The following is a 26934-nucleotide window of genomic DNA, read 5'->3' as shown; positions in this document are numbered from 1 at the left end:
TATCTTTACGTTAAGATAACTATTGTGTGAACTGTATACTGAGAACTAGTGGTTGTAAAGTATCTTTATGTTAAACTAGTTTGAAGTAATCAGACTAACAACGGAGCGAGATTGCAAATGGATGCTATCGACCGCGTAGTAGAGCAATGGGCAAAGGAAAAGCCCGAACTAGATACTGAGCCTATGGCAATGATGGGTCGGATTATGCGTATTGCCAAGTATATGGAGACGCAAGTTGCCGAGCTTCATAAAAAATACGACATGAAGCTGGGTGAGTTTGATGTGCTGGCGACGTTGCGACGTTCTGGGAAGCCTTACCGACTGACGCCATCTGAACTGATTGGATCCATGATGCTGACATCTGGCGCGATGACCAATCGCCTTGATAAGCTAGAAGCCAAAGGGCTGATCAGTCGTGAACACAGCAAAGAAGACAGACGCAGCGTGAGTGTCCAGTTAACTAAAGATGGTCTTATTCTGATTGACCAAATGATGACTGAACATGTCGAAATGCAGAAAAAACTGGTTAAATCATTGTCTGCGAGTCAGAAGAAGAACACCAACCAACTTCTGAAAACATGGTTGAGCGCGTACGAGTAGTTTTTCTGATCTTCCTTTAGATTCAATAAAAAACCGAAGCCTAATCGCTTCGGTTTTTTTGTTCCTGTCTAAGAATTTCAAGTACAGAGAGTTAGCGAGTTAAGCTTGCAGCATCTCATCACTGAACAGTTCTGCGCAGCCAATACCATTAATGGCGCAGCTTTCATCAATGTCTGAAATGTCACCGCTCACGCCGATAGCACCCAATACCGTTTTATCCTTGTCTCGAATCAGTAGCCCCCCAGGAACTGGCACCATGTTTCCGTGCGCGAGCACGTTTACGGCGGAGATAAATGCTGGTCGGTTGTCAGCATCTTGGGCGAGTTTTCTAGAGGAACAACCCAGTGCGAGTGCCCCCCACGCTTTAGCGATCGCGATGTCTGGTCGCATCATGCTAGAGCCGTCTTGACGTTGCAGAGAAATCAGCTTGCCACCGCTGTCTAAGACGGCGACCGTCAAAGGTTCTGTGTGGATCTTGTTTCCTGCTTTTAAGGTGCCATCAATGATGGTTAACGCTTGTTGTAGAGTCAAACTTCCCATGTTATCTCCTAGTTTTTCAAGGGGCCGTGTACCAAGCTAAGTCAGCCAATCATTACGCTTGTTGTGAATATCATCGACTGATTCAGCTCGGTACAAGAGTCCTAACTGGACTCTTGTAATAGCCCATAGCTGGGTAAAGTTAGGAAGGCAGCGAACTCTTTGGCTGTAGAAAGTTGATAGAAAAGATCAGCTGTCTCTTCAAATCGACCTGCTGTATAGCGCGAGTCTCCGACTTCATGTTTTATCGTGTCTAGCTCTTGGTAAAGCCAAGAGTGGAATAGTGATTTGGTAAAGGTTTGGCCATCATCGAGTGTTACCCCGTGGTGGATCCACTGCCAGATATTGGCTCTTGAGATCTCAGCAGTCGCGGCATCTTCCATGAGGCCGTAGATAGGCACACAGCCGTAGCCTTGAATCCAAGCTTCGATGTAATACAGCGCGATGCGTATATTCTTACGTACTCCTACTTCGTCGCGACTGCCCTCACAAGGCTTTAGCAACGAGTCTGCATTGATCACATGCTCTGGGCTTTGAAAATCCATTTGGTTTACTTTGCCATCTAAGTGCTTATCAAAGATCGACATTGCCAAATCAACCAGTGCAGGGTGCGCGACCCATGTGCCGTCGTGTCCGTTCTGAGATTCTCTTTGCTTATCTTCGATAACCTTGGCGGTTACACGCGCCATTTCTTGCGGATCTTTCGCTGGAATAAAGGCCGACATACCACCCATCGCCAGTGCGCCGCGAGCATGACAAGTACGCACCAACAGTTGGCTATAGGCATTTAGAAACTCTTGATCCATGCCGATCCCGTGGCGGTCAGGCAGGATGCGGTCTTTATGGTTTTTCAGCGTTTTGATGTAGCTGAAGATGTAATCCCAACGGCCACAGTTCATTGCCACGATATGATCACGCATTGCGTACAAGATCTCTTCCATTTGGAATACGGCTGGAAGCGTCTCAATCAAAACCGTCGCACGAATGGTGCCTTTGGGTACGTGGAAATAGTTTTCGGTGAAGCTGAAAATATCGTCCCACCACTGTGCTTCTTCCATGCTCTCAAGCTTGGGAATGTAGTAGTAAACCCCTAAACCTTGTTGTGCTCGTGATTGATAGTTATGGAAAAAGTACAAGGCGAAGTCCATCAAGCAACCGCCGATAGGCTGATTGTTGAATTGGATGGATTGCTCAGGAAGATGGATCCCTCGTGGGCGTGCGATCAGCAGTGCAGGATCGTCGTTTAATTGGTAACGCTTCTGCTTCTTCTCATCGAAGTAGCTAATGGTGCCAAGGTTGGCGTCTCTTAGGTTGATTTGCCCTTCGACCATATTGGCCCAAGTCGGGGAAGACGCATCTTCAAAACAACACATGAAGACTTTCGCGCCTGAGTTTAGCGCGTTGATCACCATTTTTCTTTCGATAGGGCCGGTGATCTCTACGCGGCGATCCAGTAGCTCTGGTGGCGGTGTTGCTACCTTCCACTCTTTATTCTGACGAATGGAGATGGTGTCCTTTCTGAAATTGGGTAACTCGCCGTTGTCATATTGAGCTTGTTTTATGTCGCGGTCATTTAGCAGGGTATGACGGCGATCTCCAAACTTATTAACAAGGGCTTCTAAGAACTTTAATGCATCTTTAGACAAGATCTCTTTGTACTCGGAGTTGTCCATCTTCCCAAGTACCTGCATACACAGCACATCTTTTCTCTCTTTCACGTCATTCATCATTGCTTGTCTCCTTTACACAATATGATGTCATTTTGTATACAAAATTCTCTTTTTAAGGATATTTATATGGTAGAAATTGTAAACAAGCAAACGTTATTTAACATTTATTTATCATTTGATCTTTTTGTAATTTATTTTCACGTAAAGATATTTTATGTAAAGCAATGAATTGTAAGCTTTTCAGGGTAAGTGCGTACTTAATGTGATGGGTTGATGTAACAAGATTGTTTCATTCTGGGGTTGATAAATAGCGAGGATGGCTCATAGTATACAAAAGTTATGTTAATTGTATACAATCTGAACTGGAGGTTCGAATGGCAATTATGAAAGCGATTGAAGCAGCGGTAGAAGTGCTTAAACGTGAAGGTGTAGACATCGTATTTGGTGTTCCCGGCGCAGCAATAAACCCTATGTATGCGGCTATGAAAAAACTCGGAGGAATCGACCACGTCTTAGCTCGCCACGTAGAGGGTGCATCGCATATGGCTGAAGGGTACACACGTACCAATCAAGACAATATCGGTGTGTGTATTGGTACTTCTGGCCCTGCGGGAACGGACATGATCACGGGGCTTTATTCGGCGTCTGCAGATTCGATTCCAATTCTATGTATCACAGGCCAAGCCCCACGAGCTCGTCTTCACAAAGAAGATTTCCAAGCGGTCGACATTGAATCTATCGCTAAGCCTGTGACTAAGTGGGCAACCACGGTACTGGAACCTGCTCAAGTGCCACGCGCATTTCAAAAAGCCTTTCATTTAATGCGTTCGGGTCGCCCGGGTCCAATCCTGATTGATCTACCGATTGATGTTCAGCTAGCTGAGATTGAATTTGATATCGATACCTATGAACCGCTAGAACCTTATAAGCCACAAGCGACACGCGCGCAGGTTGAGAAAGCATTAACCATGATGTCTCAATCGGAAAAACCGCTGATTGTATCCGGTGGTGGTGTTATTAACGCTGGCGCATCTGAATTGTTGCAACAGTTTGCCGAGATCACTGGTGTTCCTGTGATTCCAACCTTAATGGGCTGGGGCTCTATTCCAGATGATCATGAGTTAATGGCGGGCATGGTAGGGCTACAAACTTCTCACCGTTACGGTAACGAAACCATGCTCAACTCTGATTTTGTGTTTGGTGTGGGTAACCGCTGGGCTAACCGTCATACCGGTTCTGTGGATGTTTACACTGAAGGCCGCAAATTCGTACATGTGGACATTGAACCGACTCAAATCGGCCGCGTGTTCTGCCCAGATTTAGGCATTGTCTCTGATGCGAAAGCAGCACTAGAGCTAATGGTCGAAGTGGCGCAAGAGTGGCGTGATGCAGGCAAGCTGCCGAACCGAAACGCTTGGGCAAGTGAGTGTCAGGAACGCAAATCGACCATGCTGCGTAAAACCAATTTCGATGAAGCGCCGATGAAACCGATGCGCGTTTATGAAGAGATGAACAAGGCATTTGGTCGTGACACTTGTTATGTGAGCACCATTGGTTTGTCGCAAATCGCCGCCGCTCAGTTCCTGCATGTTTATAAGCCTCGTAACTGGATCAACTGTGGTCAGGCTGGCCCGCTAGGTTGGACAACACCCGCCGCATTGGGCGTACGAGCGGCCGATCCAAATCGCGATATTGTCGCTATCTCTGGTGATTACGATTTCCAATTCATGATTGAAGAACTGGCAGTAGGCGCGCAGTTCAACTTGCCATACATTCATGTGTTGGTGAACAACTCATACTTAGGTTTGATTCGCCAAGCGCAGCGCCAATTTGATATCGATTATTGTGTACAACTGGCGTTTGATAACCAGAACGCGCCAGAGCTTGAAGGCTACGGTGTTGACCATGTTGCCGTTGTTGAAGGCCTAGGCTGTAAGGCGATTCGAGTTCGTGAACCAGAGCAAATTGCCGCTGCGTTTGAGCAAGCAAAAGAGCTGATGAACAAGCATAAAGTACCGGTTGTTGTTGAGCTGGTTCTTGAGCGAGTAACCAACATTGCGATGGGCGTTGAGATCAATGCCATCAACGAGTTTGAGCCACTTGCCGAAAGTCGCGGCGATGCCCCAACGGCGCTAGCGTACAAGTAATCATTAAGTCATGTGTATCCGTAGAGCACAGGTTTAGCTCTACGGAAAAGCCTCCAATAGAGCGAGGCTCCACTACAAATAACCAGATTTTCAAAAATAAAGAATAAGGACAGAGTCATGGCAAAATTTGCAGCAAACTTGTCAATGTTATTCACGGAAGTTGATTTTATGGATCGCTTTGAAGCTGCCGCAGAAGCGGGCTTTCAAGGTGTGGAATACCTTTTCCCTTACGCCTTTGATGCTAAGGAAATCAAAGCAAAGCTCGACGCTAATAACCTAGAGCAAGTGCTATTTAACTTGCCTGCGGGTGATTGGGATTCTGGCGATCGTGGTATCGCGGTAGACCCAGCGCGAGTTGAAGAGTTTCAAGCGGGTGTACCTAAAGCCATCGCTTACGCAAAAGCGCTCGGTTGTACCCAAGTGAATTGCTTGGCTGGGATTGTTCCGCAAGGTGTGACCCAACAAGACGCGCAATCGGCGTTTGTGATTAACCTGCATTACGCGGCGAACGCACTCGCAGCAGAAGGCATCAGCTTAGTGATAGAAGCAATCAATACTCGCGATATTCCGGGCTTCTTCTTGAACACGACTGAGCAAGCCAAAGCGATCCTCAAAGAGGTAGGGAGCGATAACCTTTCTATCCAATACGATATTTATCACATGCAAATTATGGAAGGCGATCTTACGCCGACCATGCAGCAAAACATTGGCCAAATCGCACACGTTCAACTGGCTGACAACCCAGGTCGACACGAACCGGGGACCGGAGAAATCAATTACCCATTCGTGCTCAATTATCTTGATGAGCTTGGTTATCAAGGCTGGGTTGGCTGCGAATACAAGCCGAAAACAACAACGACAGAAGGCCTTGGTTGGCTACACCAGTACCGTTAATTGCGTCTGGTAACCCTCAAACGTTAAGGAGAACAACATGTCTAAAATTGCATTTATCGGAACTGGCATCATGGGGAAACCTATGGCGAGTAACCTTCAAAAAGCAGGTCACGATTTGATTCTGTCGGATCACTTTAATGCAGCACCTGCCGATCTTGTGGCAGCAGGAGCAACGGTTTGCCATTCACCCGCAGAAGCGGCAGAGGCGGCGGATGTCATTATCTTAATGGTGCCGAATACACCACAAGTTGAAGATGTCCTGTTTGGTGACAACGGCGTCGAGCAAGGCCTCACAGCAGGTGGCGCAACGGGTAAGCTAGTTATCGATATGAGTTCAATCTCGCCAATCGCGACCAAAGCCATTGCCGCTCGGATCAACGAAGGCGGTGCTTCATACCTTGATGCTCCGGTATCAGGTGGCGAAGTAGGCGCTATCAATGCAGCGCTGACTATCATGGTGGGCGGTGAGCAAGACGCCTTTGATAAAGCCCGTCCGCTATTTGAAATCATGGGTAAGAACATCACGCTGGTGGGTGATAACGGTGCAGGTCAAACGTGTAAAGTGGCTAACCAGATCATCGTTGCTCTGAATATCGAAGCCGTGTCTGAAGCGTTAGTTTTTGCTTCGAAAGCCGGTGCCGATCCAGCACGCGTACGTCAGGCTCTATTGGGTGGCTTTGCTAACTCTAAGATATTGGAAGTACACGGCGAGCGCATGGTTGAAGGCACCTTTGACCCTGGCTTTAGAATCTCACTTCACCAGAAAGATCTGAACTTAGCGCTAACGGGCGCACAAGAATTAGGTGTTGCACTACCGAATACGGCGAATGCTCAGGAGTTGTTTGGCGAGTGTGCCGAAATGGGCGGTGAAGGTTGGGACCACTCTGCGCTTATCCAAGCGATTGAGAAACGCTCTGACCACTCGATTCGCTAATTAATTAAGGCTGCTATCGATTCGTAGCCCAACAGTTTGTTTATAAATCGCGTAGTTTCGTCTCCTTTTATACGCGTTCCTGATACGAGGCAGAGGTTGAAGTTGTTCCTTTCCAACTTGATCTTAGCAGGCACCCTTTGGCCTTGTATCGGGGTTCTTTTTTTCTCCGTCAACTAAGGAGTGGCTGATGGACATTGATGCTAAGCAGTTTCTACAAACCCTTTTCTCAAGTGCTGTTAATCAGGCGCTACCTAAAAATCACATCGAACCTTTTCTTCCTCAAGACATTTTTTATCGCTCTGCTAATCAAGCCGGGCGTACTGTGGTGATAGGAGCAGGAAAAGCAGCCGCATCAATGGCAGCTGAGCTTGAAGCGGTTTGGCAGGCAAAGAAACAACAAGACCTTGCGTTGCGTGACCTTGAAGGCCTGGTGGTGACTCGTTATGAGCACACCGCCCCTTGCGAACATATTGAGGTGATTGAAGCGGCGCACCCAGTTCCGGATGCGATGGGCTTAGAAGTAAGCCAACGTATGCTGCAATTGGTGAGTGACTTGAGCGCTGACGATACGGTTATTTGCCTACTGTCTGGCGGTGGCTCTGCATTACTAAGCTTGCCCGGTGGCGACATCAGCTTGGCAGAGAAGCAACAAATCAATAAAGCACTGCTTAAATCTGGCGCGGCTATTGATGAGATGAACTGTGTGCGTAAGCATTTATCGTCAATCAAAGGTGGGCGACTAGCAAAGGCCGCTTACCCGGCAAGAGTCGTCTCATTGGCGATTTCAGATGTGCCGGGCGATGACATCAGTGTGATTGCATCGGGCCCAACCGTACCAGACACCGCCACCCGCTTTGATGCGATGGCAATACTGGAACGTTATCGAATTGAAACACCACGCACGGCATTTGAATGGTTAAATAATCCAGAGTCAGAAACCGTAAAGCCAGATGACGTATGTTGGAAAAATGCAGAGCACCATATTATCGCGACCCCGATGTCGGCATTGGAATCCGCTGCAGCAGAAGCTGAAGGCTTAGGCATTCCGGCTTATGTGTTGAGTGATTGCATAGAGGGAGAAGCGCGAGATGTTGCGAAGGTGCACGCTGCGTTGGCTAAGCAAGTGGCCAATCACAAGCACCCATTTGAGGCGCCTTGCGTGATACTTTCCGGTGGCGAAACCACAGTAACCGTTAAAGGCAATGGTCGCGGTGGGCGTAACTGTGAGTTCTTGTTGAGCCTATATAACGAGCTTAAAGGCCAAGACAACATATTTGCATTGGCTGCTGATACCGACGGGATTGATGGCGTGGAAGACAATGCGGGCGCATGGATCACGCCTCAAACATGGCAACAAGGTTCGAGCCTGTCGCTTAAAGCGCAAGACTACCTCGATGCCAACAACAGCTACGATTTCTTCAAGCAAGTCGATGTGCTTCTTACCACGGGGCCGACGCTGACAAATGTGAATGACTTCCGCGCAATATTGATTCTTTAACTTGAACAGTTCAAAAACACGGTATGGAATGGTCGCTTCTTAACAAATAGAGCGGCCATTTTATTGTTATCAATGCGGTGACCTTGAGTTCTGAGATTATCTTCTGGACTAATGAAGCACGTTGATTACTATGATTTTAGTAACGAGCTGTAAAGGATGCAATATGTCTAGGATCAGACAAAAGAATCAAGATTTAATCATCGAAGTCGCGTGTGAACAATTCGCCACTCATGGTTATGCTGCAACAAAAATGGCCGATATCGCGAAAGCGGCCGACATTCCCAAGCCTAACGTATTCTATTATTTCAGCTCAAAAGATAAGCTCTACAACGCTGTGCTTGAAACCGTCACTCAGCCTTTACTAGAAGCGTCTCGTCCGATTGAAGAGCTCAGCGATCCTGTTGAAGCCTTGTCTCAATATATTCAAACCAAGCTGATCATTTCTCGCGATCATCCACATGCCTCTAAGGTATTTGCCAATGAAGTGATGTCTGGCGCTAAAGTATTGCCGAAAGAGATTGGTGACGAGCTGTATAAGCAATCCCAGATGATTCTTGATAAGTTCTCGACATGGTCGGCGCAGGGCCTAATGGACGATGTTCCCGCTCATCACCTGATGTTTACCATCTGGGCGGCAACTCAAACCTACGCCGATTTTGGCTGGCAGATTTGCAGCGTGATGCAGAAGGACCAACTCGATGATAAAGACTATGCCGATGCCGCTGAGTTCATCACTCAGCTAGTGATTAAAGGCTGTGGTGTGAAAGGGAGCACTTGAAAGCTGGAGAGTCTTGCTGAGAGTTGCTTTAAGCTTGCTCTTCAGGAAATTGAAATGCCTTATCGTAGAATAAGGCATTTTTTACGCTTGTATTTTAGCTGTATGAGGCTTAGCCAACTAACAAGAAGAAGAGAGCTGTTGCGACAATACCTATCAATGCGTAGGGGAATTGAGTGGTTGCGTGTTGCATTGAGGTACACCCGGAACCTTGAGCTGACAATACCGTTGAGTCACTAAAGAAACATGAGTGACTGCCCGCTGCTGATGCCGAAAGCAGAGCCGCAATAGTTAAATGTAGAGGTACGCCAAGTTGTTCGCCTAGAGGCAATACGATTGGCATAGCAACTGCAAAAGTTCCCCAAGAAGATGCGGTAGCAAACACCAATGCACCGGTGATCATAAAGATAATTGCTGGGAAGTAAGACGCCGATAGATAAGGGCTTACTGTCTCGATGACATATTGTGTCACTCCTAGAGAATCATTCACAGACTTCAGCATGAATCCACCAATCACCGTTGCCAATGGCAGCAGCATAACTTTGATTCCGTCGTAGACAGCTTCAAACATATCATTCATTGAGATTAGACGTTGAACACCATAGAAGCAGATAGTAAAGATAATTGCGACAAATACGCCTGCTAATAGATCAATACCGAAGTACCAGCTTGCACCAACTAACACCACCATAGGCAATAGGAAGTTGATTAATCCCATCGTTGGGTTGGTGTGCGCTGTAATATCTGCGCCAAAGTCGATGTCTGTTGCACCGTCAGGACGTACTTGACCTTTCTTCGCTCGTTCCTCAGCCTGCTTCATTGCGCCTAAATCCGGCATCTTTTCTAACGCAACGAGAAGGACGATTATCAGCGTAACCCAGCCATAAGCCATGTATGGAATCGCTTCAATATATGCTTTGATACCCTCACCAGCTTCAGCCACTCCATTCGCTTCAAGCAGTGAGCTAAAGAAAATAGCCCATGTTGATATTGGCACCAGAATACAAATCGGCGCAGCGGTGGAATCGACTAGATAAGATAGTTTTTCACGGGAGATGTTGTATCCGTCAGTAATCTTCTTCATCGATGATGAGATAGCGATCGCGTTCAGATAGTCATCAATAAAGATCATGATGCCGAGGAAAAAGGTCATCAGCATAGATTGTTTACGGCTCTTAACCTTTGTGACCAACATATCTGAAAAGCTTAAAATACTGCCGCCTTTTTCGAGAATTGCGATTAATCCCCCCATCAGTCCGCAAACTAGAACGATCCATGCAATGGTTTCGTTCATCATTACATCCATCGATATGCCGACAATTTGCTCAACGGCTTGCGCAGGATTGAGTAGTAGTACACCAGCGATGGTACCACTAAAAAGCGCCTCTACGGTGCGGTGTGTAGTTAGGGCGAATACCAAAACAAGTGCGGTAGGGAGAAGGCTCATCCATCCATAGGCCTCTCCTTCTTGGTGGTTCAATCCAATTGATGTGAAGAAAATGAAAGTCGTGACAACCAATAGAGATACCATGATGTGTTGACTGTTGATCTTCAGCGGCGCGTCCAACGCCTTAGTTTGCGTAGTCATACGTGTAGTTCCTTTGTTTATGCTGAGTGCAACATCCAGTCGATTTCTAATGGAGTGATGGCGCGTTCAAACTCCGCCAGTTCACTTCGTTTACAAGCTAAATATAGATCGACAAACTCTTTAGAGATGTACGGGGTCAGCTCACTGCGTTCTAGCTGATCGAGAGCTTCAGACATACGCAGAGGTAAGTCTATTGCATCATCACTGAGGGAGTTAGGACATTGGTCTTTGGTATAGTTTTCACTCGCTAATACTGCGGATAGTACTACTGCAGCGAGAATGTAAGGGTTAACGTCAGCTCCCGCAATGCGGTGTTCAATTCGGCGATTGTTGCTGTCGCTGATAGGAACACGCAGTGCGACACCACGATGGTTCTCGCCCCAGTCTGCTTTCGTTGGCACGTAAGCTCCTGGAACAAAGCGGCGGTAAGAGTTAACGTTAGGGCAAATCAAGGCCATGGAATCGGATGTTTGAGCAAGCATCGCGGCCATGGTTTGATAAAAGAGATTACTGGGTTCACCATCTTGTTGGCTGAAGTGGTTATTGTCGTTGGAATCCACCAAGCTAAGGTGGATGTGCATACCGTTACCAGCTTGCTCACTAAATGGCTTAGCCATGAAGGTAGCATCGAAATCATGTTGATTAGCAATTTGACGAATTAGGCGTTTGACGATGATGATTTCATCACACACTCGTAGTACATCTTTAGAGTGGTTGAAGTTAATTTCGAATTGTCCTGGGGCGGATTCAGATAGTGCCCCCGAAGTATTTAACCCTTGTTCTTGAGCGACTTTGTTAAGATCGGCCAAAAAGTCTGCGTAATCATCCAAACCATCTAAGTCATAGACTTCGGTATCTTTTTCTCGTGATTTTTTGTTTGGGTTGATGGCTGTTTGTAGTGCTCCCATCTCACCCCGCTTCCTGTCTATTAAGTAAAACTCTAGCTCTAAGGCAACACATGGATGTTGATCTTTGGTGTGTAACTTTTCGAGAATTTCACTGACGATATTACGAATAAAGAGCGGGTTTGGGGTGTGGGCTGACTCATCCATCATACTCAACATTATTTGGCCCACTTGCTCTTTAGCGGTAGGCATCAATGTATCCGCAATTGGGAAACACATGTTGTCTGGTTCTCCCAATTCTTCACCTAACCCTGCTGTTTCAACCACATTACCTTTGGTATCTAAAGTAATTGTCGAGAGGGGAAGAGCTACTCCTTTATGCAGCTTGTGTAGTGCACTTACTGGGATGCGCTTGCCTCTTGGTGTGGCATTGATGTCGGTAAAAATCAGATCAACAAACTCGATGTTGGGCCATTTTTGTCGAAAATTTTTAACTTCCTGTAGATACGATTCCATTGTGTTCTCCAACTAGCCTCTATTTGGTAAATTAAAAGTAATAAAAAAGAAACAAGTCAATTGTACTAATTAGACTAAAGTCTAGTTTTAAAGGTTATTTCCTTTTAATACATAAGCTTGCGTTGATTACTTTGAAATTTACAATTTTATTGAAAGATGTTTCTGTTAACTATTTTGTAACAGTTGATTGTGTTTTGCTCAATATAATGTCCAAAATTAGTCGTTTTTTTGACCAAAAAGGTGGGTTTGGTCACGCTTTGGTCATAATATCGAACATCGGTGTTGATAATTTTGTACATGATTTGTAGTGTAAGTGTTAAATAAATCGAGCACGGAAGTAACATGTCTAGAACAAGCAAACCCATTATTGGAATTGTTAGTTGCGCTAAAGAATTGGGTGGCTATCAAATACAGGCAGTGAATAATTTTTACCTCACGGCTGTGAAAGACTTTGGTGGGTTGCCACTGATATTGGCTCCGGATATGGCAAGTGAAGACGTTGAGCGTCTTCTTAACATCTGCGACGGTTTTTTATTTCCGGGGAGTCACTCAAATGTGGCACCACATCATTACAACGGCACTCATGAAGAGTCTAAGAAAGATGAAGCTCGAGATGAGCTTTCCTTTACTTTGATTCGTCAAGCGATAGACAAAGACATTCCGTGTTTTGGTGTTTGCCGTGGATTTCAAGAGATGAATGTTGCTCTGGGAGGCTCACTGAACCCAGCAGTTCATGATTCAGGTTTCAACGACCATAGAGAGAGTGAGGTCGAAGACTTTGAGGAAAAGTACGCTCCATCACACGCGGTGTTGGTGCAAAAACAAAGTTTGTTTGAGAAATGGCTGACTGAAAATCATTGGGAAAACACTATCTTTTTTGAGGTTAATACTCTTCATAACCAAGGGGTTGACCAATTAGCTCCCCAACTGACTGTGGAAGCTAAAGCACCGGATGGTTTAGTGGAAGCGTTTAGTCTTCCAGGGCAAAAATTCTTTGTTGGCGTGCAGTGGCACCCAGAATGGAAAGCAAAAACGAATCATTTCTCTCAAATTTTGTTTAAAGAATTTATGATGGCGGCCTCTCTATAAGTTAGGAGCCACCTACATGGACAACCAAGAGATTGGTAAAAATATTGTTCGATTAAGAAAAGAACATGGATTGTCACAACGAGAATTAGCCGAACGAGCAGGTATTACACATAGCGCGATCTCTTCGATTGAGAATGCGAAGGTAAGCCCTTCAGTAAGTTCGTTGCAAAAAATAGTGAATGTTTTTTCTTTATCTCTTTCGGAGTTTTTCACACTTGAACAACCCAAAAGCGATGAAGTGAAGGTTGTCGTTGCACCTGAAGAGTTGGTTGAAATGGGCAGTGAGTCGGTTTCAATGAAATTGGTAACCAACGGCAGCAAAGAACAGGTAATTGGATTTTTGATTGAAGAGTATGCCCCCCACGGCACAACGGGTGCGGCGGAAATTAAACATGAAGGCGAAGAGATCGGCACTATTTTAGAGGGCGAAATCACTCTGGAATACAAAGAGCAATCTTTTGTCCTTAAACAAGGTGAATCGTACATTATTGATACGACGCAGCCGCACAAGTTCACAAATCACACAGACAAGGCTTGTCGAATGATAAGCGCGCATACGCCAACCACATTCTAAGTGGGCCTTGCCTTGTTGTGATAACAAGGAGAGCGTATGAAAACCCAAGAACAATGGATTGAACTGAGAAACAATCTAAACATCGAAAATCGTGCCTTTATTAATGGCGAATATAGCGCAGCTATCAGTGGAGAAACTCTAGATGTTGTTAACCCGGCTACCGACGAGACACTGACCCAGATAGCTCGTTGCCAAGAAGAAGATGTTGAGCTTGCGGTAACATGTGCTCGTCAAGCTTTCCTTTCTGGTGAATGGAGCAACAGCGCTCCGTCATATCGCAAAGCGGTACTCAGCCAATTTGCAACGCTGATTGACCAACATCGTGAAGAACTTGCGTTGCTGGAAACCCTAGATACGGGTAAGCCAATCAGCCATAGCTTTTCAACCGATATCCCTGGTGCTGCAAGTGCACTGCGTTGGTATGCAGAAGCCATCGATAAAGTGTATGGGGAAGTCGCGCCAACGGAACAAGATGTACACGCCTTTGTTTCTCATCAAGCTATCGGTGTTGTTGCAGCGGTAGTTCCATGGAACTTTCCATTATGGTTAGCTTGCTGGAAACTTGGCCCTGCATTAGCAGCAGGTAATAGCGTTATTCTTAAACCCTCTGAAAAATCTTCTCTCACTGCTATTTATATTGGTCAACTCGCCAATCAAGCAGGCTTACCACGTGGCGTTTTTCAAGTCGTTACAGGCTTTGGCCATGAAGCCGGTGATGCTTTAGCGAAACACCATGACGTCGACTGTATTGCATTTACGGGTTCCACTCGTATTGCTGGTCAATTAATGGTTCGTTCTGGTGAAACCAATCTTAAGCGTGTGTTTGCTGAGGCTGGTGGTAAGAATGCCAATATCGTATTTGAAGACTGCGAAGACCTCGATCGTGCAGCCGCAGAAACCGCTGGTGGTTGCTTCTATAACCAAGGCGAAGTCTGTGTCGCTGCAACTCGTTTATTAGTGCACGAAAGCATCAAAGATCGCTTTGTTGATAAAGTCATTTCTGCGGCTCAATCCTTTATGCCGAAAGACCCAATGGACACCTCATCTTCGATGGGAGCGCTCATCGATCAAGGTCACAAATCAAAAGTGCTTGAATATATAGAGCTTGGCCAAGCGGAAGGTGCAGTTCTTCGTTGCGGGGGTGATGTTGAAGGCAAAGGTGCATTTGTTGAGCCGACCATTCTTGATAACGTTGACAATAAAATGCGTGTCGCCCAGGAAGAGATCTTTGGTCCTGTACTTTGTGTTATCTCATTTAAAGATGAAGCTGAAGCCGTCGCAATCGCCAATGACTCAAAATACGGTTTAGGTGCGGCGCTTTGGAGCAATAACATTAACCGCGTACACCGTGTAGCTAAACAGCTTCAGGCAGGTTCTGTTTGGGTGAACAACTACAACGAAGGTGATATGACCGTCCCTTTTGGTGGGTTCAAAATGAGTGGTAACGGCCGTGATAAATCACTGCACGCCATCGAAAAATTCACAGAAACCAAAACCACTTGGATTCGCCTTCACCCTTAGCCTGCTGATGATTAATAAAGGAATATCACTATGAATAAGCATACGGATTCGTTTTACGCCCACTCTATCCCGAACATGCCAGAGTTCCCACAACTGCAAGACAACATTGAGTGTGATGTGTGTGTGGTTGGGGCTGGGTTTTCAGGTTTATCTTCGGCTCTTCATTTAGCCGAGAAAGGTTTTAAGGTAGTGGTACTAGAGAGTGCCAAAGTTGGTTTTGGAGCAACTGGTCGTAATGGTGGACAGATCGTCAATAGCTACAGCCGAGATGTTGATGTAATAGAAAGCCGTTACGACCAACCCCAGGCTAAAGCCCTGTGTGACATGATTTTCGAAGGCGGAGATGTCATTCGTGGCCTAATCGAAAAATACGATATTGAGTGTGACCACAAACGCGGTGGCCTATTTACCGCGCTAAACAAAAAGCAGTTAATAGGTTTAGAGCATCATAAGAAAAACTGGGAGCGATATGGTAATGACCAGCTCACCATGTTGGATGCTAGCCAAGTAGAAGAGGCGGTTGGTACTCAAGCTTACACCGGTGGCTTGCTTGATATGCGAGGTGGGCACATTCATCCGCTTAAACTCGCATTGGGGGAAGCCGCAGCATTTGTTTCTCTTGGTGGCCAAATTTTTGAACAATCAGCGGTAACGTCCATTGAAAAAGGTGCGAATCCTGTTGCAAGAACAGCGAGCGGTAGCGTGAAGAGTAAATACTTGGTGTTAGCTGGCAACGCCTACTTAGGTGGGTTGGCTCCGAATATCAGTAACAAAGCCATCCCATGTGGAACTCAAGTCGTGGCGACAGAGCCGCTTACCGATGAGCAACTAAAACAGGTTTTACCAAGTGACTACTGCGTTGAAGACTGTAATTACTTACTGGACTATTTCCGATTGAGTGCCGACAAACGCTTGTTGTTTGGGGGCGGGGTGGTTTATGGCGCTCGTGACCCTCAAGACATTGAGTCTCTGATTCGTCCTAAGTTAGAAGGTATTTTCCCTCAACTTAAAGGTATCAAGATTGATTACACATGGACTGGTAACTTCTTACTTACCTACTCACGTATGCCGCAGTTCGGCGCATTCGACGACAATATTTATTATTTGCAAGGCTACAGTGGTCATGGAGTTACCTGTACTCACTTGGCTGGCAAGTTATTGGCAGAAGCCTTAACAGGGCATGCCGAACGATTTGATGCCTTCGCACAACTCAAGCACTACGCCTTCCCTGGTGGACGTCACTTCCAAATACCATTCACAGCAGTTGGCGCAGCGTATTACAACCTAAGAGATAAACTGGCTATCTAACCGGACGATAAGGAACATCCAATGAGTAGAGTAGTAAAATTCGCGGCCCTGCAACTGACCAAAAGCTGGGATCTGGAAGATAACCTAAATAAAGCTAAGCAAGCGATTCGTGAAGCTGCGAGTAACGGTGCCAATGTGGTTTTGCCGCAGGAATTGTTCGCTGCTCCTTATTTTTGTAAGAAGCAAGAAGCTAAGTATTTTGAGTTGGCTGAGGAAGTAGACAATTGTCTGTTGATAACAGAGATGAGTGCATTGGCAAAAGAACTCGGGGTCGTGATTCCAGTTAGTTATTTTGAAAAAGCGGGCAATACCTTCTTTAACTCATTAGTGATGATTGATGCCGATGGCACTGTGCTAGATAACTACCGCAAATCACACATCCCGGATGGTCCGGGTTATAGCGAAAAATACTATTTTAGTCCTGGAGATACTGGTTTCAAAGTATGGCAAACCCAGTTTGGTAAGTTCGGCGCTGGTATTTGCTGGGATCAATGGTTTCCCGAGCTTGCTCGTAGCTTAGCGTTACATGGTGCAGAAGCCATTTTTTACCCAACCGCTATTGGCAGCGAACCACAAGATCCAACTTTAGATTCTCGTGATCACTGGCAACGCACTATGCAAGGCCATTCCGCTGCAAACTTGGTTCCTGTGATTGCGTCTAATCGCGTAGGCACAGAATGTGATGATGGCATTGAAACCACATTCTACGGTTCTTCTTTTATTACCGATCATACTGGTGGCAAGTTGGCAGAAGCGCCACGTGATGAGGAAGCTATCATTTACGCGGAGATTGATTTAGCCGCAACGGCTCAAGCGCGTCACTCGTGGGGGCTGTTCCGTGACCGCCGCCCAGATCTATATGGCTCTGTGGGCAAACTAGCAGTTTAAAGGGGCAGACTATGCAGTTATCGACAACACCACTGCAAGATGGGTTCTACTTTCCAGCTGAGTTTCATCCTATTGAAGAAGTTTGGTTGGCTTGGCCAGAAAGACGAGACAATTGGCGTGATAACGCCCTTCCTGCCCAGCAAACATTCGCTAGCATTGCGAATGCAATAGCAGAAGTGACTAAGGTTTGTGTCGCCGTGAGTGCGAAGCAATTTGATAAGGCGAGAACATTGCTTCATTCAGATATTCGGCTTGTTGAAATCCCATTCAATGATGCGTGGATGCGTGATATTGGGCCCACAGTGTTGGTGAATCAAGACGGCGAGCGTCGTGGAATCAACTGGCAGTTTAACGCTTGGGGTGGTGACTATAATGGCCTCTATGAAAACTGGCAGCAGGACGACCTAGTGGCTAGCTCAGTATGTGACATTATCGGAATTGATCACTACAACGCCCCATTCGTTTTAGAGGGGGGCTCAATTCATACTGATGGCGAAGGTACGCTCTATACAACAGAAGAGTGTTTGCTTAGTCCGGGACGCAACCCTGAGTTGAATCAACAACAGATAGAAACACATCTCAAAGAATATTTAGGTATTGAAAAGGTCATTTGGCTGCCTAAAGGACTATTCGATGATGAAACTGACGGACATGTTGATAATTTGATGCATGTAATTGCCCCGGGGAAAGTGGTATTGAGTTGGACAGATGATCCATCAGACCCACAATTCGCATTATCTCGTCAGGCGGAACAAGTGTTAAAAGATCAATCTGATGCTAAAGGTCGAGAGATTGAAATCATCCGTTTACCGTTGCCAGGGCCTTTGCACTATAGCGAAGCAGAAGCAAGCGGAATTGATAAAAGTGATGGAATGACACGTGATGCAGGGGAAAGGTTAAGTGCTTCTTATGCCAACTTTCTTATCGCGAATGGTTATGTGTTTTTGCCATTGCTCGATGATAGAACTGACGAGCAGGCAATAAAAATATTGCGGCAAGCGATGCCTGAACATCAAGTCGTTGGTATACCAACGCGTGAGGTTTTGCTGGGTGGAGGTAACATCCACTGCATTACTCAGCAGATCCCTGCTTAGGAAAACCATTATTAAAACAATGAACTATTGGTTTTCTGCTTGGTAGGGTAACTATCAGTAGACGCCAAGGTAAAGCTGTCAAAAGGAATCCCCATGCAACAAATTACAAATCAATCATTGCTGTCGTTTATGGTGCTAAATCAAGACCAAGGTATTGCTGTAAGTAACCCCGCGACGGGTGAAATACTTGGTTATGCACCAGTGTCGTCTGAACATGACATTTTAGATGGGGTCGAGCGTGCAAGCTTCGCGCAAAAAGAGTGGGCTTTGCTGCCAGCCAAAACCCGTTCTGGTTTACTACAAAAATGGTATCAGTTGTTACTTGATAACAAGGAAGATCTCGGTCGCCTGATGACGTTAGAGCAAGGCAAGCCATGGGCAGAAGCACAAGGTGAGGTGTTGTACGGCGCAAGCTTTATCGAGTGGTTTGCTGAAGAAGCGAAGCGTACCTATGGTGAGACAATTCCAGCGGCAAGTAGCGACAAACGCCTTGTAACTATGAAACAACCTATTGGAGTAGCTTGTGCGATTACTCCGTGGAATTTTCCTATTGCAATGATAACTCGTAAGGCAGGTCCAGCACTTGCGGCTGGCTGTAGTTTTATTGTGAAGCCGTCTGAATCCACACCTTTATCTGCTTTTGCTGTAGCTGAGCTAGCATATCAAGCGGGCATTCCTCGTGATGTACTGCAAGTGGTATTGGGAGCGAATTCTCGTCAAGTTGGCGGTATTTTCACCTCACATCCTCTGATTCGTAAGCTCTCTTTCACGGGCTCTACGCAAGTTGGAAGAGTGCTGATGCAGCAAAGTGCAAACGACATCAAGCGAACGTCAATGGAGCTTGGTGGAAATGCACCATTTATCGTATTTGATGATGCAGATATTGATGCGGCTGTGCTTGGTGCAATGGCGTCTAAGTTTCGTAATGCCGGTCAAACCTGCGTCTGCGCTAACCGTTTTTATGTACATAACAAGGTGTACGATGAGTTTGTTGAAAAATTCAATGCGGCAGTGCAGCAGCTTAAAGTAGGCAATGGTCTAGAAGAGGGTGTAAATGTTGGTCCGGTAATCAGCGAATCAGCAAAACAAGGTATTCAGTCCCTCATTGACGGTGCAATCGAACAGGGCGCGAAACCAGTTACTGAGCCGAAAACTCTTGATGGTTTATTCATGCAACCTGTCGTTCTCAAAAACGTTACGCATGATATGGATATTGTCTCGCAAGAGATCTTTGGCCCAGTCGCTCCGGTGATCAAATTTGATGATGACCAACAGCTTATCGAAATGGCTAACGACACTATCTATGGCTTAGCGTCTTACTTCTATAGCCAAAATATCCACCGTGTATGGAAGATAGCAGAAGCGCTGGAATACGGCATGGTAGGAATTAACGAAGGCATGATCTCTACCGAGGTAGCCCCTTTCGGTGGAGTTAAGCAGTCCGGTATAGGGCGTGAAGGGGCAAAACAAGGTATCGATGAATACATGAGCATCAAATATCTCTGCTTTGGCGGCAACTAATCAAAGGACATGACAATGACAAATCAACAACTACATCAAAGAAGAAGCCAAGTTATCGCTCAAGGCATGGGCGCACTGTACCCACTTTATGTTGAAAAAGCAGAGAATGCTCACGTGTGGGATGTGGATGGAAATAAATATATCGACTTTGCTGCTGGTATCGCGGTGACGAATACAGGGCATGCAAATAAGCGTATCAACGAAGCGGTAAAGGCTCAACTGGATAACTTTTCACACACTTGTGCGATGGTAACGCCGTATGCCTCCTTTGTTGAACTGGCAGAAAAGCTCACAGAACTCGCCCCCGGTGACAGTGATAAAAAAGCGATTTTCCTGACAACAGGAGCTGAAGCGGTTGAGAATGCTGTGAAAGTAGCGAGAGCTCATACTGGCCGCAGTGGTGTGATTGCTTTTAAAGGTGGCTTCCACGGCCGCACTAATATGACCATGGGGCTAACGGGTAAAGTCGCGCCTTACAAAGCGGGCTTTGGCCCATTTCCAAATGAAATATTTCATGCACCTTACCCAAATGCTTTTCATGGTGTAAGCACAGAACAAAGCCTGCAAGCGCTCGATGATTTGTTTGCGTGTGATATTGAGCCATCACGCGTGGCGGCGATAATCTTTGAGCCTGTGCAAGGTGAAGGCGGTTTCTATCAAGCCCCCGCGGAGTTTGCTCAAGGCCTGCGTGAGTTGTGTGACAAATACGGCATTATGCTTATCGCGGATGAAATTCAAACGGGCTTTGCGCGCACGGGTAAAATGTTTGCCACTGAATATCTGGGCATTGAACCCGACATGATAACAATGGCAAAAGGTATTGCGGGTGGTTTCCCTATCTCAGCAGTAGTGGGAAAAGCCGGTGTTATGGATTCGGCACTACCAGGTGGCTTAGGTGGTACTTACGCTGGCTCTCCGTTGGGGTGTGTGGCTGGTTTAGAAGTCCTAAAAATTATCGAAGAAGAGCAATTGTGTGCTAAAGCAATGGGCATTGGTGAGGTTGTGAATGCCCGTATGAGCAAGCTACAGGAATCGGTTCCAGCTATTGGTGAAATACGTACCACTGGAGCGATGATGGCTATTGAGTTTACTGATCCAGAGTCAGGCAAGCCATTGCAGGACTTAACTAAAGCGGTGATAACGAAAGCACAAGAAAATGGTCTTATTCTGCTTTCGTGTGGTGTAAAAGCGAATGTAATTCGTCTGCTTCCACCATTAACTATTGAATCTGAAGTACTCAGCGAAGGCTTAGATAAGCTTGAGAAAATTATTCTGGAAGTTGTTTAGGATTTGAGTTAAGACATTGTATTTTAATATAAAGGTCATTGTAGATATTCTTTTCGTGCTTATAATGTCCCTTCCTGAAATGTATTTACACATTGAGGACGGGGCTGTGAATGAATAAGTAAGGCCGACATCACGTCGGCCTTTTTTCGCTTTTCTAGTTAGAGAGTATTTAATTATTCATCGCCAGTTTACCTAGCTTCATTGCAGCTGCATGGTGGCGGTGCATTAGTTGTTCCATGTCTACGCCAATCACAGCGCCATCGTTCACTCGCCACTTACCTGCAACCATCACTTTATCCGCTTGTTGAGCACCACAAAGTAGTAATGCGGCCAGTGGGTCGTGGCTGCCAGAAAAACGAATATCATCGAGCTTGAACATCGCGATATCGGCTTGTTTGCCAACCTCTAGTGTACCAATGTCGGTTCTGCCCATTGCCGCGGCAGAACCGGATGTCGCCCAGCGCAATGCATCAAAGTGTGAAACGTTGGCGGAACCATATTGCAGGCGTTGTAGATACATCGCCATGCGCACTTCGGCAATCATATTAGAGCCGTCGTTTGAGGCCGAACCATCCACACCTAGCCCGACTTTTACGCCTGCTGCTTCTAGATCGTTGTTTTTACAAATACCGGAAGCCAACATCATATTGGAAGTTGGGCAGTGACTGATACCAATGCCTGCTTTACCCAAACGTTTGATCTCTTCTGGATTGAAGTGAATACCATGAGCGAGCCAAGTGCGCTCGTTCAGCCAACCCACATCTTCTAGGTAATCAACTGGGCGCAAGCCAAACTTCTCTATACAGAAGTCTTCTTCATCGAGCGTTTCGCATAGGTGCGTGTGCATCATGACGTTTTCACGCTCACTGATCTTGGCGGTCTCTTTCATCAGGTCGGTAGTGACTGAGAACGGCGAACAAGGCGCGAGCGCGATTTGAATCATCGCCCCTTCATCACGCTGGTGGTAATCACGAATCAAGCGCTGGCTGTCATCAATGATGGTTTGTTCGGTTTGAATGGTGTGTCTTGGTGGCAATCCACCCTCATCTTCCCCTAGGCTCATGGAACCTCGGGTAAATATCGCTCTAACGCCCAGTTTCTCTGCGGCCTCGACTTGCAAATCAATAGCGTGCTCAAGCCCGTCTGGTAGCAAGTAATGGTGATCGGAAGCAGTGGTACAGCCCGACATCATCAGCTCAACCAGAGCAAGCTCTGTTGCGAGGCTCATCATCTCCGAATCGAGGTTGGCCCAAACTGGGTAGAGGCTTTGTAGCCAATGGAAGAGTTCTTTATTGAGTGCGCCGGGGTAGGCTCGCGTTAGGGTTTGATAGAAGTGGTGGTGCGCATTGATAAGCCCAGGAGTCACAACATGACGAGAGGCGTCGACGCTGTAATCTACGGGTAAGGTCGGTTCTTTGTGTTTGCCAACCAGCTCAATGATTGTATTACCTTTAATGACAATACCGCCTTCTGCATCAGCCAGTGAGCCAGTGTAGATTGCGAGAGGATTCTTAATCCAGATGGTTTCCATTCATAGTAGTCCTTAGCCATCTCAGCCTTTTCAGGGAAGAGGGTCTTTATTGGTATTTGCTGTTGAAAGATAAATTCGAATCAGGGCGTTAAAACGTTCAATGCTCTAATCAGCCCTGATCCTACGGAAATCGGTTTTACGTTAGTCAGTGAACTAGCTAGTTCGTTTTTGGCTCAGGGTTATCTGATGCTGCTTGAACGTCTGCTTCTGTACTTGCTTGCTGAATCTCTAATTGCTCGTCTGAGTGTCGTTCTTCTTCAGCTTGCTCTTTCATTTCTAGCTCAACTTGCGCTTGGCTTTCGGCCAGTGCTTCTTGCTCTTCTGCTCGTGAAGATTTCGGCAACACAAGGTTTAGAAGAACCGTCATGATGGTGCCTGTTGTAATGCCAGAATGAAGAAAGTTCGCTAGATCATGCGGCAAGTGTTGCAGCAATCTTGGTTCGAAAGTTACCGCCAAGCCAGACGCCAAACCTACACAGATTACCAAGGCATTTCGCTTGGTGTCTGCGGCTTTGATCAACATGCGGATACCTGCGTAGGCAATCATTCCGAACATCACAAAACCCACACCACCTAGAACAGGTTTCGGAATCGTGACGGCAATAGCGGCTAATTTCGGGAATAAACCGCCTAAAATTAGCAAACCACCGGTTGCAGCCACTACATAACGACTTGCTACACCTGTGATACCCACAATACCGACGTTTTGACTGAACGATGCCAGTGGCATTGCCGTTAAAATCGAAGATAAGGTACTGCCAAGGCCATCGCCCAATAGACCACGTTTTAAGTCTTTACCGCTGACTTGGGTTTGGCAGTTGTTGCCTAGTGCCATGAAGTCACCTGTTGCTTCGGCGATAACCACGATGTACACCAAGCTCATGCTGATGATGGCACTCGCAGAAAAGGTAAAGCCATATTTGAAGGGCTCAGGTCCACCGATCCAAGCGGCAGAACTGATTTGCTCAAGGTCGACCATGCCGAGCGACAGCGCCACAATGTAGCCGCCCGCTAAACCAATCACGATGGCCGAAGCGGCAACCGCGCCTTTACAGTAAACCGATACGCCAACCACAATCCCCAAAGAGATCAGTGCTAGAAACAGCTTTGGCAGCGTGGCGAATTGTTCTGTGTTGGCAGGAGAGTCTCCGACCCAGTTCATGGCAACCGGTAAAATGGTTAAGCCGATTAAGGTAACCACTACACCACTTACCACGGTTGGGAACAGTTTCCGAACCTTGTCCATATAGAAGCTGGCACCAATCACTACGAACGAGCCGATAAGCGCTGAGCCCATGATCGCGGCGACACCACCTTCGTTACCGATGGAAATAGCCACACCTAAAAAGGCAAAGCTTGAGCCCATTACAACAGGCAGTCGAATACCAACAGGGCCAAAACCGAGACATTGCGCGACAGTCACAATACCAGAAGCCAATAGCGCCGCATTGATCAGTGAAACGATCTCTGTGTTAGGTAGGCCGATAGAAGCACCGACAATAAGCGGGACAGCGACGATGCCACCAATCGAGGCGAGCATGTGTTGTAAAGCAAGTAGAAGGGTTAGCCCATGGGGCGGTCTTTCATTAAGGGTGTACAGAAGTTTCATTTGATATTCCTCTGCCTGCGTTTCCGTTTACAGGCGATTGGCGGTCAAATAATGACTTCTACAAACTGCGTAGGGTCATAAAAAAGTGCACTGAATCGGTAGGGTTTCTGCTCTCTCGTCATCAATGCAATTAGCTTTCTTAAAAATCATGTTGTTGCTTGGCTTGCGAACCAGCCAAGCAACGTTGTGAGCAATCAAGAAATGACTGCTCAGGAGCTTTAGGGTTAACCGATGAACACTAGCTTGGCGATGAAGATAGCCGCTAGGAAGTACATCGAGATAGACACATCTTTGGTTTTACCTGTCGCCAACTTAAGCACTGTGTAGGTAATGAAACCCAATGCGATACCGTTCGCGATAGAGAAGGTCAGTGGCATCATTAGTGCGGTAATCGCGGCTGGAGCACCGTTAGTGAAGTCTTTCCAATCGACGTGCTGCATGCTGCTCATCATCACGAATGCGACGTAAATAAGAGCACCAGACGTTGCGTAAGCGGGGATCATGCCTGCAAGCGGTGATAGGAAAATTGCCGCTAAGAACAACACACCAACCACGATTGCTGAAAGACCTGTACGTGCGCCTGCTGCAACACCGGCTGCACTCTCTACATAACTGGTTACTGGCGGACAGCCTACACACGCACCTGCCACGCTTGAAATACTGTCGGCTTTCAGTGCTTTGCTTAGGCCTTCAATCTTGCCCGTTTCAGGGTTGGTCAGGTTTGCACGCTCAGCTACGCCCATCAAGGTACCAGCTGTATCAAACATGTTTACAAAAAGGAAAGCCAAGATAACGCTGATCATCGATACGTTTAGTGCACCGGCGATATCCATTGCCATAAAGGTAGGCGCTAAGCTTGGTGGTGCAGCGAAGAAGCCATCGTAGTGAACTAGGCCAAGCATCATGCCGACTAGCGTTACACTCAAAATACCGATAAGCACCGCGCCAAACACTTTACGCTCACTCAGAACCGCAATGATCAAGAATGCAATCGCAGCAAGCAGAGCTTCTGGTTTCGTGAAGTCACCCAATGAAACCAAAGTTGCTGGGTTTTCGACGACGATCCCCGCTGTTTTTAAGCCAATTAGACCTAAGAACAAACCAACACCTGCAGTCATTGAATAGCGCAAGCTCTCTGGAATACTCTCGATGATCCATTGGCGGACTTTGTAAAAGCTCATCCCGACGAACAAGATACCGGAGATAAACACCGCACCTAGCGCGACTTCCCAGCTGTAGCCCATTTCGCTTACTACTGTGAACGAGAAGAAGGCGTTCAAGCCCATGCCCGGCGCAAGTCCGACAGGCCAATTCGCAAATAGCCCCATTAACAAACAACCGATCGCAGCACCAATACAGGTCGCGACGAATACCGCGCCTGAATCCATGCCTGAAGCGGCCATGATTTGTGGGTTAACGAAGATGATGTAAGCCATGGTTGCGAAGGTAGTGACACCACCGACTAACTCATTTTTTACGCTACTTCCGTGGGCCTTAATTTTAAAAAACTTCTCTAAAATTCCGTTGTTCGCATCTTGGTTGAGTATTTCTGTTTTACTCTCACTCATGTCAGCAAGTCCTTTTATGTTGTGATCCATTTATTGAATACAGCGAGATTTCAATATTAAGTTTTAAGGTTTTTCCTAGCCGCTATTTCTTTAGCTATCAGTTGATTAGTCATCAACTCTCTAACTAATAACGTTATTAGTATTTTTATATGAGCGTGTTTAATGAGCGCGCATCATTTTAGATGCACACACTAATCTGCTTAATATTTGTCGGTGAGCCTAGTTAGAAGTTCTAGGTCATGAGACTAACTGCCCCGGTAGGTTGAGAAACTGTAAGGGGAGACGAGAAGAGGAACGTGATAATGCGCTTCTGGATCATCTAAGCCGAAACGAATAACCACATCGTCTAGGAAAGGCACACCATCCAATTCCACACCTTTGCTTTTGTAGTAATCCGCAACGTAAAACACCAATTGATATTTCCCCGGTCGGAAATCATTCCCTGCCAGAATCGGCGCATCGGTTCGGCCATCGGAGTTAGTGATTACCGTCGCCAACTTTTCTGTTGAGTCTTCATTGACCTTATAAAGCTCTACCTTGATCTCTGCACCCGGTAAGCCGTGAGTCGTGTCTAATACGTGTGTTGTTAATCTTCCCATAGTCCTTTAATAGCGCTTTTGGCGCTCCTCTGTTCCGTGGTTTATCTGTCTGTTTCGACCTTGCAAAGAATGCAACTGGTCACTTTGTTATCACTAACTATGTACGAACTGTACACAATTAGTAAAGCGAATTGTTGGAAAAATGTTAACTATTGTGTCGTTTTTTCTGACTTTATAGATCTTGATTATCTTTTTTTGGTGACTTTTGGTTTTATTAAGTTATTGTTTTTAATTGGTAATAATGCGTAAATTTAACTTGAATAACAAAATCTTTACATTGAGATAAATAATTGTATACAATAAATGTACAGGGGTAAGGTTGCTCTGTTTATCGAGAATCC

General features: G+C 46.2%; 22 protein-coding genes. 14 read left to right on the top strand and 8 right to left on the bottom strand.

All coding sequences use genetic code 11. The features are described from left to right. Positions 1-117: 117 nt before the first annotated feature. Positions 118-600: a MarR family winged helix-turn-helix transcriptional regulator gene (locus AB4512_RS03085; protein ID WP_017061583.1), complete on the top strand. Its 483-nt coding sequence runs from the start codon at positions 118-120 to the stop codon at positions 598-600. A gap of 99 nt (positions 601-699) precedes the next feature. On the opposite strand, the gene AB4512_RS03080 is transcribed toward AB4512_RS03085, so the two are convergent. Further along, positions 700-1140, bottom strand: coding sequence for a heme-binding protein (locus AB4512_RS03080; protein WP_008220964.1), 441 nt, complete (start codon positions 1138-1140; stop codon positions 700-702). A 101-nt stretch (positions 1141-1241) separates the two neighbouring features. Beyond that, entirely contained in the window at positions 1242-2867 is a 1626-nt protein-coding gene (aceB, locus tag AB4512_RS03075; protein ID WP_372112627.1) for a malate synthase A, read from the bottom strand. Between the two features lie 314 nt (positions 2868-3181). On the opposite strand from aceB, the gene gcl reads away from it, so the two are divergent. The 5 genes from gcl (at position 3182) to AB4512_RS03050 (ending at position 9058) form a co-directional block, all read left to right on the top strand. Further along, positions 3182-4954 carry a glyoxylate carboligase gene (gene gcl / locus AB4512_RS03070; RefSeq protein ID WP_372112629.1) on the top strand — a complete coding sequence of 591 codons (1773 nt, stop codon included), beginning with the start codon at positions 3182-3184 and terminating at the stop codon, positions 4952-4954. Between the two features lie 117 nt (positions 4955-5071). Then, a complete protein-coding gene (gene hyi / locus AB4512_RS03065; RefSeq protein WP_151408119.1) occupies positions 5072-5848 on the top strand; it encodes a hydroxypyruvate isomerase in 777 nt (258 codons plus the stop codon). Positions 5849-5885: 37 nt separating this feature from the next. After that, positions 5886-6782, top strand: a complete 897-nt coding sequence (locus AB4512_RS03060; protein ID WP_372112630.1) for a 2-hydroxy-3-oxopropionate reductase — start codon at positions 5886-5888, stop codon at positions 6780-6782. Positions 6783-6969: 187 nt separating this feature from the next. Further along, positions 6970-8280 (top strand): glycerate kinase, encoded by a 1311-nt coding sequence (locus AB4512_RS03055; RefSeq protein WP_372174386.1) that lies wholly within the window; start codon positions 6970-6972, stop codon positions 8278-8280. Positions 8281-8443: 163 nt separating this feature from the next. Next, on the top strand, positions 8444-9058 hold the full coding sequence (locus tag AB4512_RS03050) for a TetR/AcrR family transcriptional regulator (RefSeq protein ID WP_065584813.1): 615 nt from the start codon (positions 8444-8446) through the stop codon (positions 9056-9058). 109 nt (positions 9059-9167) lie between these two features. Here the strand turns inward: AB4512_RS03050 and AB4512_RS03045 are convergent, their stop codons facing one another. Further along, the gene (locus AB4512_RS03045) at positions 9168-10643 is read right to left on the bottom strand and encodes a Na+/H+ antiporter NhaC family protein (protein ID WP_372174384.1); all 1476 of its coding nucleotides are present in this window, start codon (positions 10641-10643) and stop codon (positions 9168-9170) included. Between the two features lie 17 nt (positions 10644-10660). Then, entirely contained in the window at positions 10661-12004 is a 1344-nt protein-coding gene (locus tag AB4512_RS03040; protein ID WP_017065013.1) for a glutamine synthetase family protein, read from the bottom strand. Positions 12005-12346: 342 nt separating this feature from the next. On the opposite strand from AB4512_RS03040, the gene AB4512_RS03035 reads away from it, so the two are divergent. From AB4512_RS03035 to gabT, 8 genes are all read left to right on the top strand, one after another. After that, the gene (locus AB4512_RS03035; RefSeq protein WP_017065012.1) at positions 12347-13093 is read left to right on the top strand and encodes a gamma-glutamyl-gamma-aminobutyrate hydrolase family protein; all 747 of its coding nucleotides are present in this window, start codon (positions 12347-12349) and stop codon (positions 13091-13093) included. A 16-nt stretch (positions 13094-13109) separates the two neighbouring features. After that, positions 13110-13667 (top strand): HTH-type transcriptional regulator PuuR, encoded by a 558-nt coding sequence (gene puuR, locus AB4512_RS03030; protein ID WP_017065011.1) that lies wholly within the window; start codon positions 13110-13112, stop codon positions 13665-13667. A 36-nt stretch (positions 13668-13703) separates the two neighbouring features. After that, complete coding sequence (locus tag AB4512_RS03025) at positions 13704-15188, top strand: aldehyde dehydrogenase (RefSeq protein WP_017065010.1); 1485 nt, start codon at positions 13704-13706, stop codon at positions 15186-15188. 30 nt (positions 15189-15218) lie between these two features. Then, entirely contained in the window at positions 15219-16496 is a 1278-nt protein-coding gene (locus AB4512_RS03020) for an FAD-binding oxidoreductase (RefSeq protein WP_017065009.1), read from the top strand. Between the two features lie 21 nt (positions 16497-16517). Beyond that, positions 16518-17384, top strand: a complete 867-nt coding sequence (aguB, locus tag AB4512_RS03015; RefSeq protein WP_017067340.1) for an N-carbamoylputrescine amidase — start codon at positions 16518-16520, stop codon at positions 17382-17384. Positions 17385-17395: 11 nt separating this feature from the next. Further along, positions 17396-18478 (top strand): agmatine deiminase, encoded by a 1083-nt coding sequence (gene aguA / locus AB4512_RS03010; protein ID WP_017065007.1) that lies wholly within the window; start codon positions 17396-17398, stop codon positions 18476-18478. 93 nt (positions 18479-18571) lie between these two features. After that, the gene (locus tag AB4512_RS03005) at positions 18572-19999 is read left to right on the top strand and encodes an NAD-dependent succinate-semialdehyde dehydrogenase (protein ID WP_372174382.1); all 1428 of its coding nucleotides are present in this window, start codon (positions 18572-18574) and stop codon (positions 19997-19999) included. A gap of 15 nt (positions 20000-20014) precedes the next feature. Continuing rightward, positions 20015-21286 (top strand): 4-aminobutyrate--2-oxoglutarate transaminase, encoded by a 1272-nt coding sequence (gene gabT, locus AB4512_RS03000; protein WP_102320842.1) that lies wholly within the window; start codon positions 20015-20017, stop codon positions 21284-21286. A 169-nt stretch (positions 21287-21455) separates the two neighbouring features. Here gabT and AB4512_RS02995 read toward each other — a convergent pair whose 3' ends face one another. The 4 genes from AB4512_RS02995 to uraH all read right to left on the bottom strand — a co-directional run bounded on the left by AB4512_RS02995 (position 21456) and on the right by uraH (position 26593). Continuing rightward, on the bottom strand, positions 21456-22817 hold the full coding sequence (locus AB4512_RS02995) for an 8-oxoguanine deaminase (RefSeq protein WP_372057742.1): 1362 nt from the start codon (positions 22815-22817) through the stop codon (positions 21456-21458). Positions 22818-22974: 157 nt separating this feature from the next. Next, positions 22975-24426: a nucleobase:cation symporter-2 family protein gene (locus AB4512_RS02990; RefSeq protein ID WP_372132967.1), complete on the bottom strand. Its 1452-nt coding sequence runs from the start codon at positions 24424-24426 to the stop codon at positions 22975-22977. 224 nt (positions 24427-24650) lie between these two features. Further along, a complete protein-coding gene (locus tag AB4512_RS02985; RefSeq protein ID WP_372132965.1) occupies positions 24651-25994 on the bottom strand; it encodes an NCS2 family permease in 1344 nt (447 codons plus the stop codon). A 245-nt stretch (positions 25995-26239) separates the two neighbouring features. Further along, positions 26240-26593, bottom strand: a complete 354-nt coding sequence (uraH, locus tag AB4512_RS02980) for a hydroxyisourate hydrolase (RefSeq protein WP_004732855.1) — start codon at positions 26591-26593, stop codon at positions 26240-26242. Positions 26594-26934 lie beyond the last annotated feature (341 nt).

It is taken from the genome of Vibrio sp. 10N.222.52.B7, from assembly GCF_041474275.1.
GTDB classification, from domain to species: Bacteria; Pseudomonadota; Gammaproteobacteria; order Enterobacterales; family Vibrionaceae; genus Vibrio; species Vibrio crassostreae_C.
Note: the sequence above shows the minus strand (reverse complement) of the source record. Positions and strands in the feature narration are given on the sequence as shown.

Bases quoted from the DNA above. Each gene is read 5' to 3' on its own strand.
- AB4512_RS03020 (WP_017065009.1), top strand. From the start codon at position 15,219: ATGAATAAGCATACGGATTCGTTTTACGCCCACTCTATCCCGAACATG.
- aguA (WP_017065007.1), top strand. From the start codon at position 17,396: ATGCAGTTATCGACAACACCACTGCAAGATGGGTTCTACTTTCCAGCT.
- AB4512_RS03085 (WP_017061583.1), top strand. From the start codon at position 118: ATGGATGCTATCGACCGCGTAGTAGAGCAATGGGCAAAGGAAAAGCCC.
- AB4512_RS03080 (WP_008220964.1), bottom strand. From the start codon at position 1,140: ATGGGAAGTTTGACTCTACAACAAGCGTTAACCATCATTGATGGCACC.
- aceB (WP_372112627.1), bottom strand. From the start codon at position 2,867: ATGATGAATGACGTGAAAGAGAGAAAAGATGTGCTGTGTATGCAGGTA.
- gabT (WP_102320842.1), top strand. From the start codon at position 20,015: ATGACAAATCAACAACTACATCAAAGAAGAAGCCAAGTTATCGCTCAA.
- AB4512_RS03050 (WP_065584813.1), top strand. From the start codon at position 8,444: ATGTCTAGGATCAGACAAAAGAATCAAGATTTAATCATCGAAGTCGCG.
- AB4512_RS03035 (WP_017065012.1), top strand. From the start codon at position 12,347: ATGTCTAGAACAAGCAAACCCATTATTGGAATTGTTAGTTGCGCTAAA.
- AB4512_RS03045 (WP_372174384.1), bottom strand. From the start codon at position 10,643: ATGACTACGCAAACTAAGGCGTTGGACGCGCCGCTGAAGATCAACAGT.
- uraH (WP_004732855.1), bottom strand. From the start codon at position 26,593: ATGGGAAGATTAACAACACACGTATTAGACACGACTCACGGCTTACCG.
- AB4512_RS03005 (WP_372174382.1), top strand. From the start codon at position 18,572: ATGCAACAAATTACAAATCAATCATTGCTGTCGTTTATGGTGCTAAAT.
- AB4512_RS02995 (WP_372057742.1), bottom strand. From the start codon at position 22,817: ATGGAAACCATCTGGATTAAGAATCCTCTCGCAATCTACACTGGCTCA.
- aguB (WP_017067340.1), top strand. From the start codon at position 16,518: ATGAGTAGAGTAGTAAAATTCGCGGCCCTGCAACTGACCAAAAGCTGG.
- AB4512_RS03040 (WP_017065013.1), bottom strand. From the start codon at position 12,004: ATGGAATCGTATCTACAGGAAGTTAAAAATTTTCGACAAAAATGGCCC.
- AB4512_RS02990 (WP_372132967.1), bottom strand. From the start codon at position 24,426: ATGAAACTTCTGTACACCCTTAATGAAAGACCGCCCCATGGGCTAACC.
- puuR (WP_017065011.1), top strand. From the start codon at position 13,110: ATGGACAACCAAGAGATTGGTAAAAATATTGTTCGATTAAGAAAAGAA.
- hyi (WP_151408119.1), top strand. From the start codon at position 5,072: ATGGCAAAATTTGCAGCAAACTTGTCAATGTTATTCACGGAAGTTGAT.
- gcl (WP_372112629.1), top strand. From the start codon at position 3,182: ATGGCAATTATGAAAGCGATTGAAGCAGCGGTAGAAGTGCTTAAACGT.
- AB4512_RS03055 (WP_372174386.1), top strand. From the start codon at position 6,970: ATGGACATTGATGCTAAGCAGTTTCTACAAACCCTTTTCTCAAGTGCT.
- AB4512_RS03060 (WP_372112630.1), top strand. From the start codon at position 5,886: ATGTCTAAAATTGCATTTATCGGAACTGGCATCATGGGGAAACCTATG.
- AB4512_RS02985 (WP_372132965.1), bottom strand. From the start codon at position 25,994: ATGAGTGAGAGTAAAACAGAAATACTCAACCAAGATGCGAACAACGGA.
- AB4512_RS03025 (WP_017065010.1), top strand. From the start codon at position 13,704: ATGAAAACCCAAGAACAATGGATTGAACTGAGAAACAATCTAAACATC.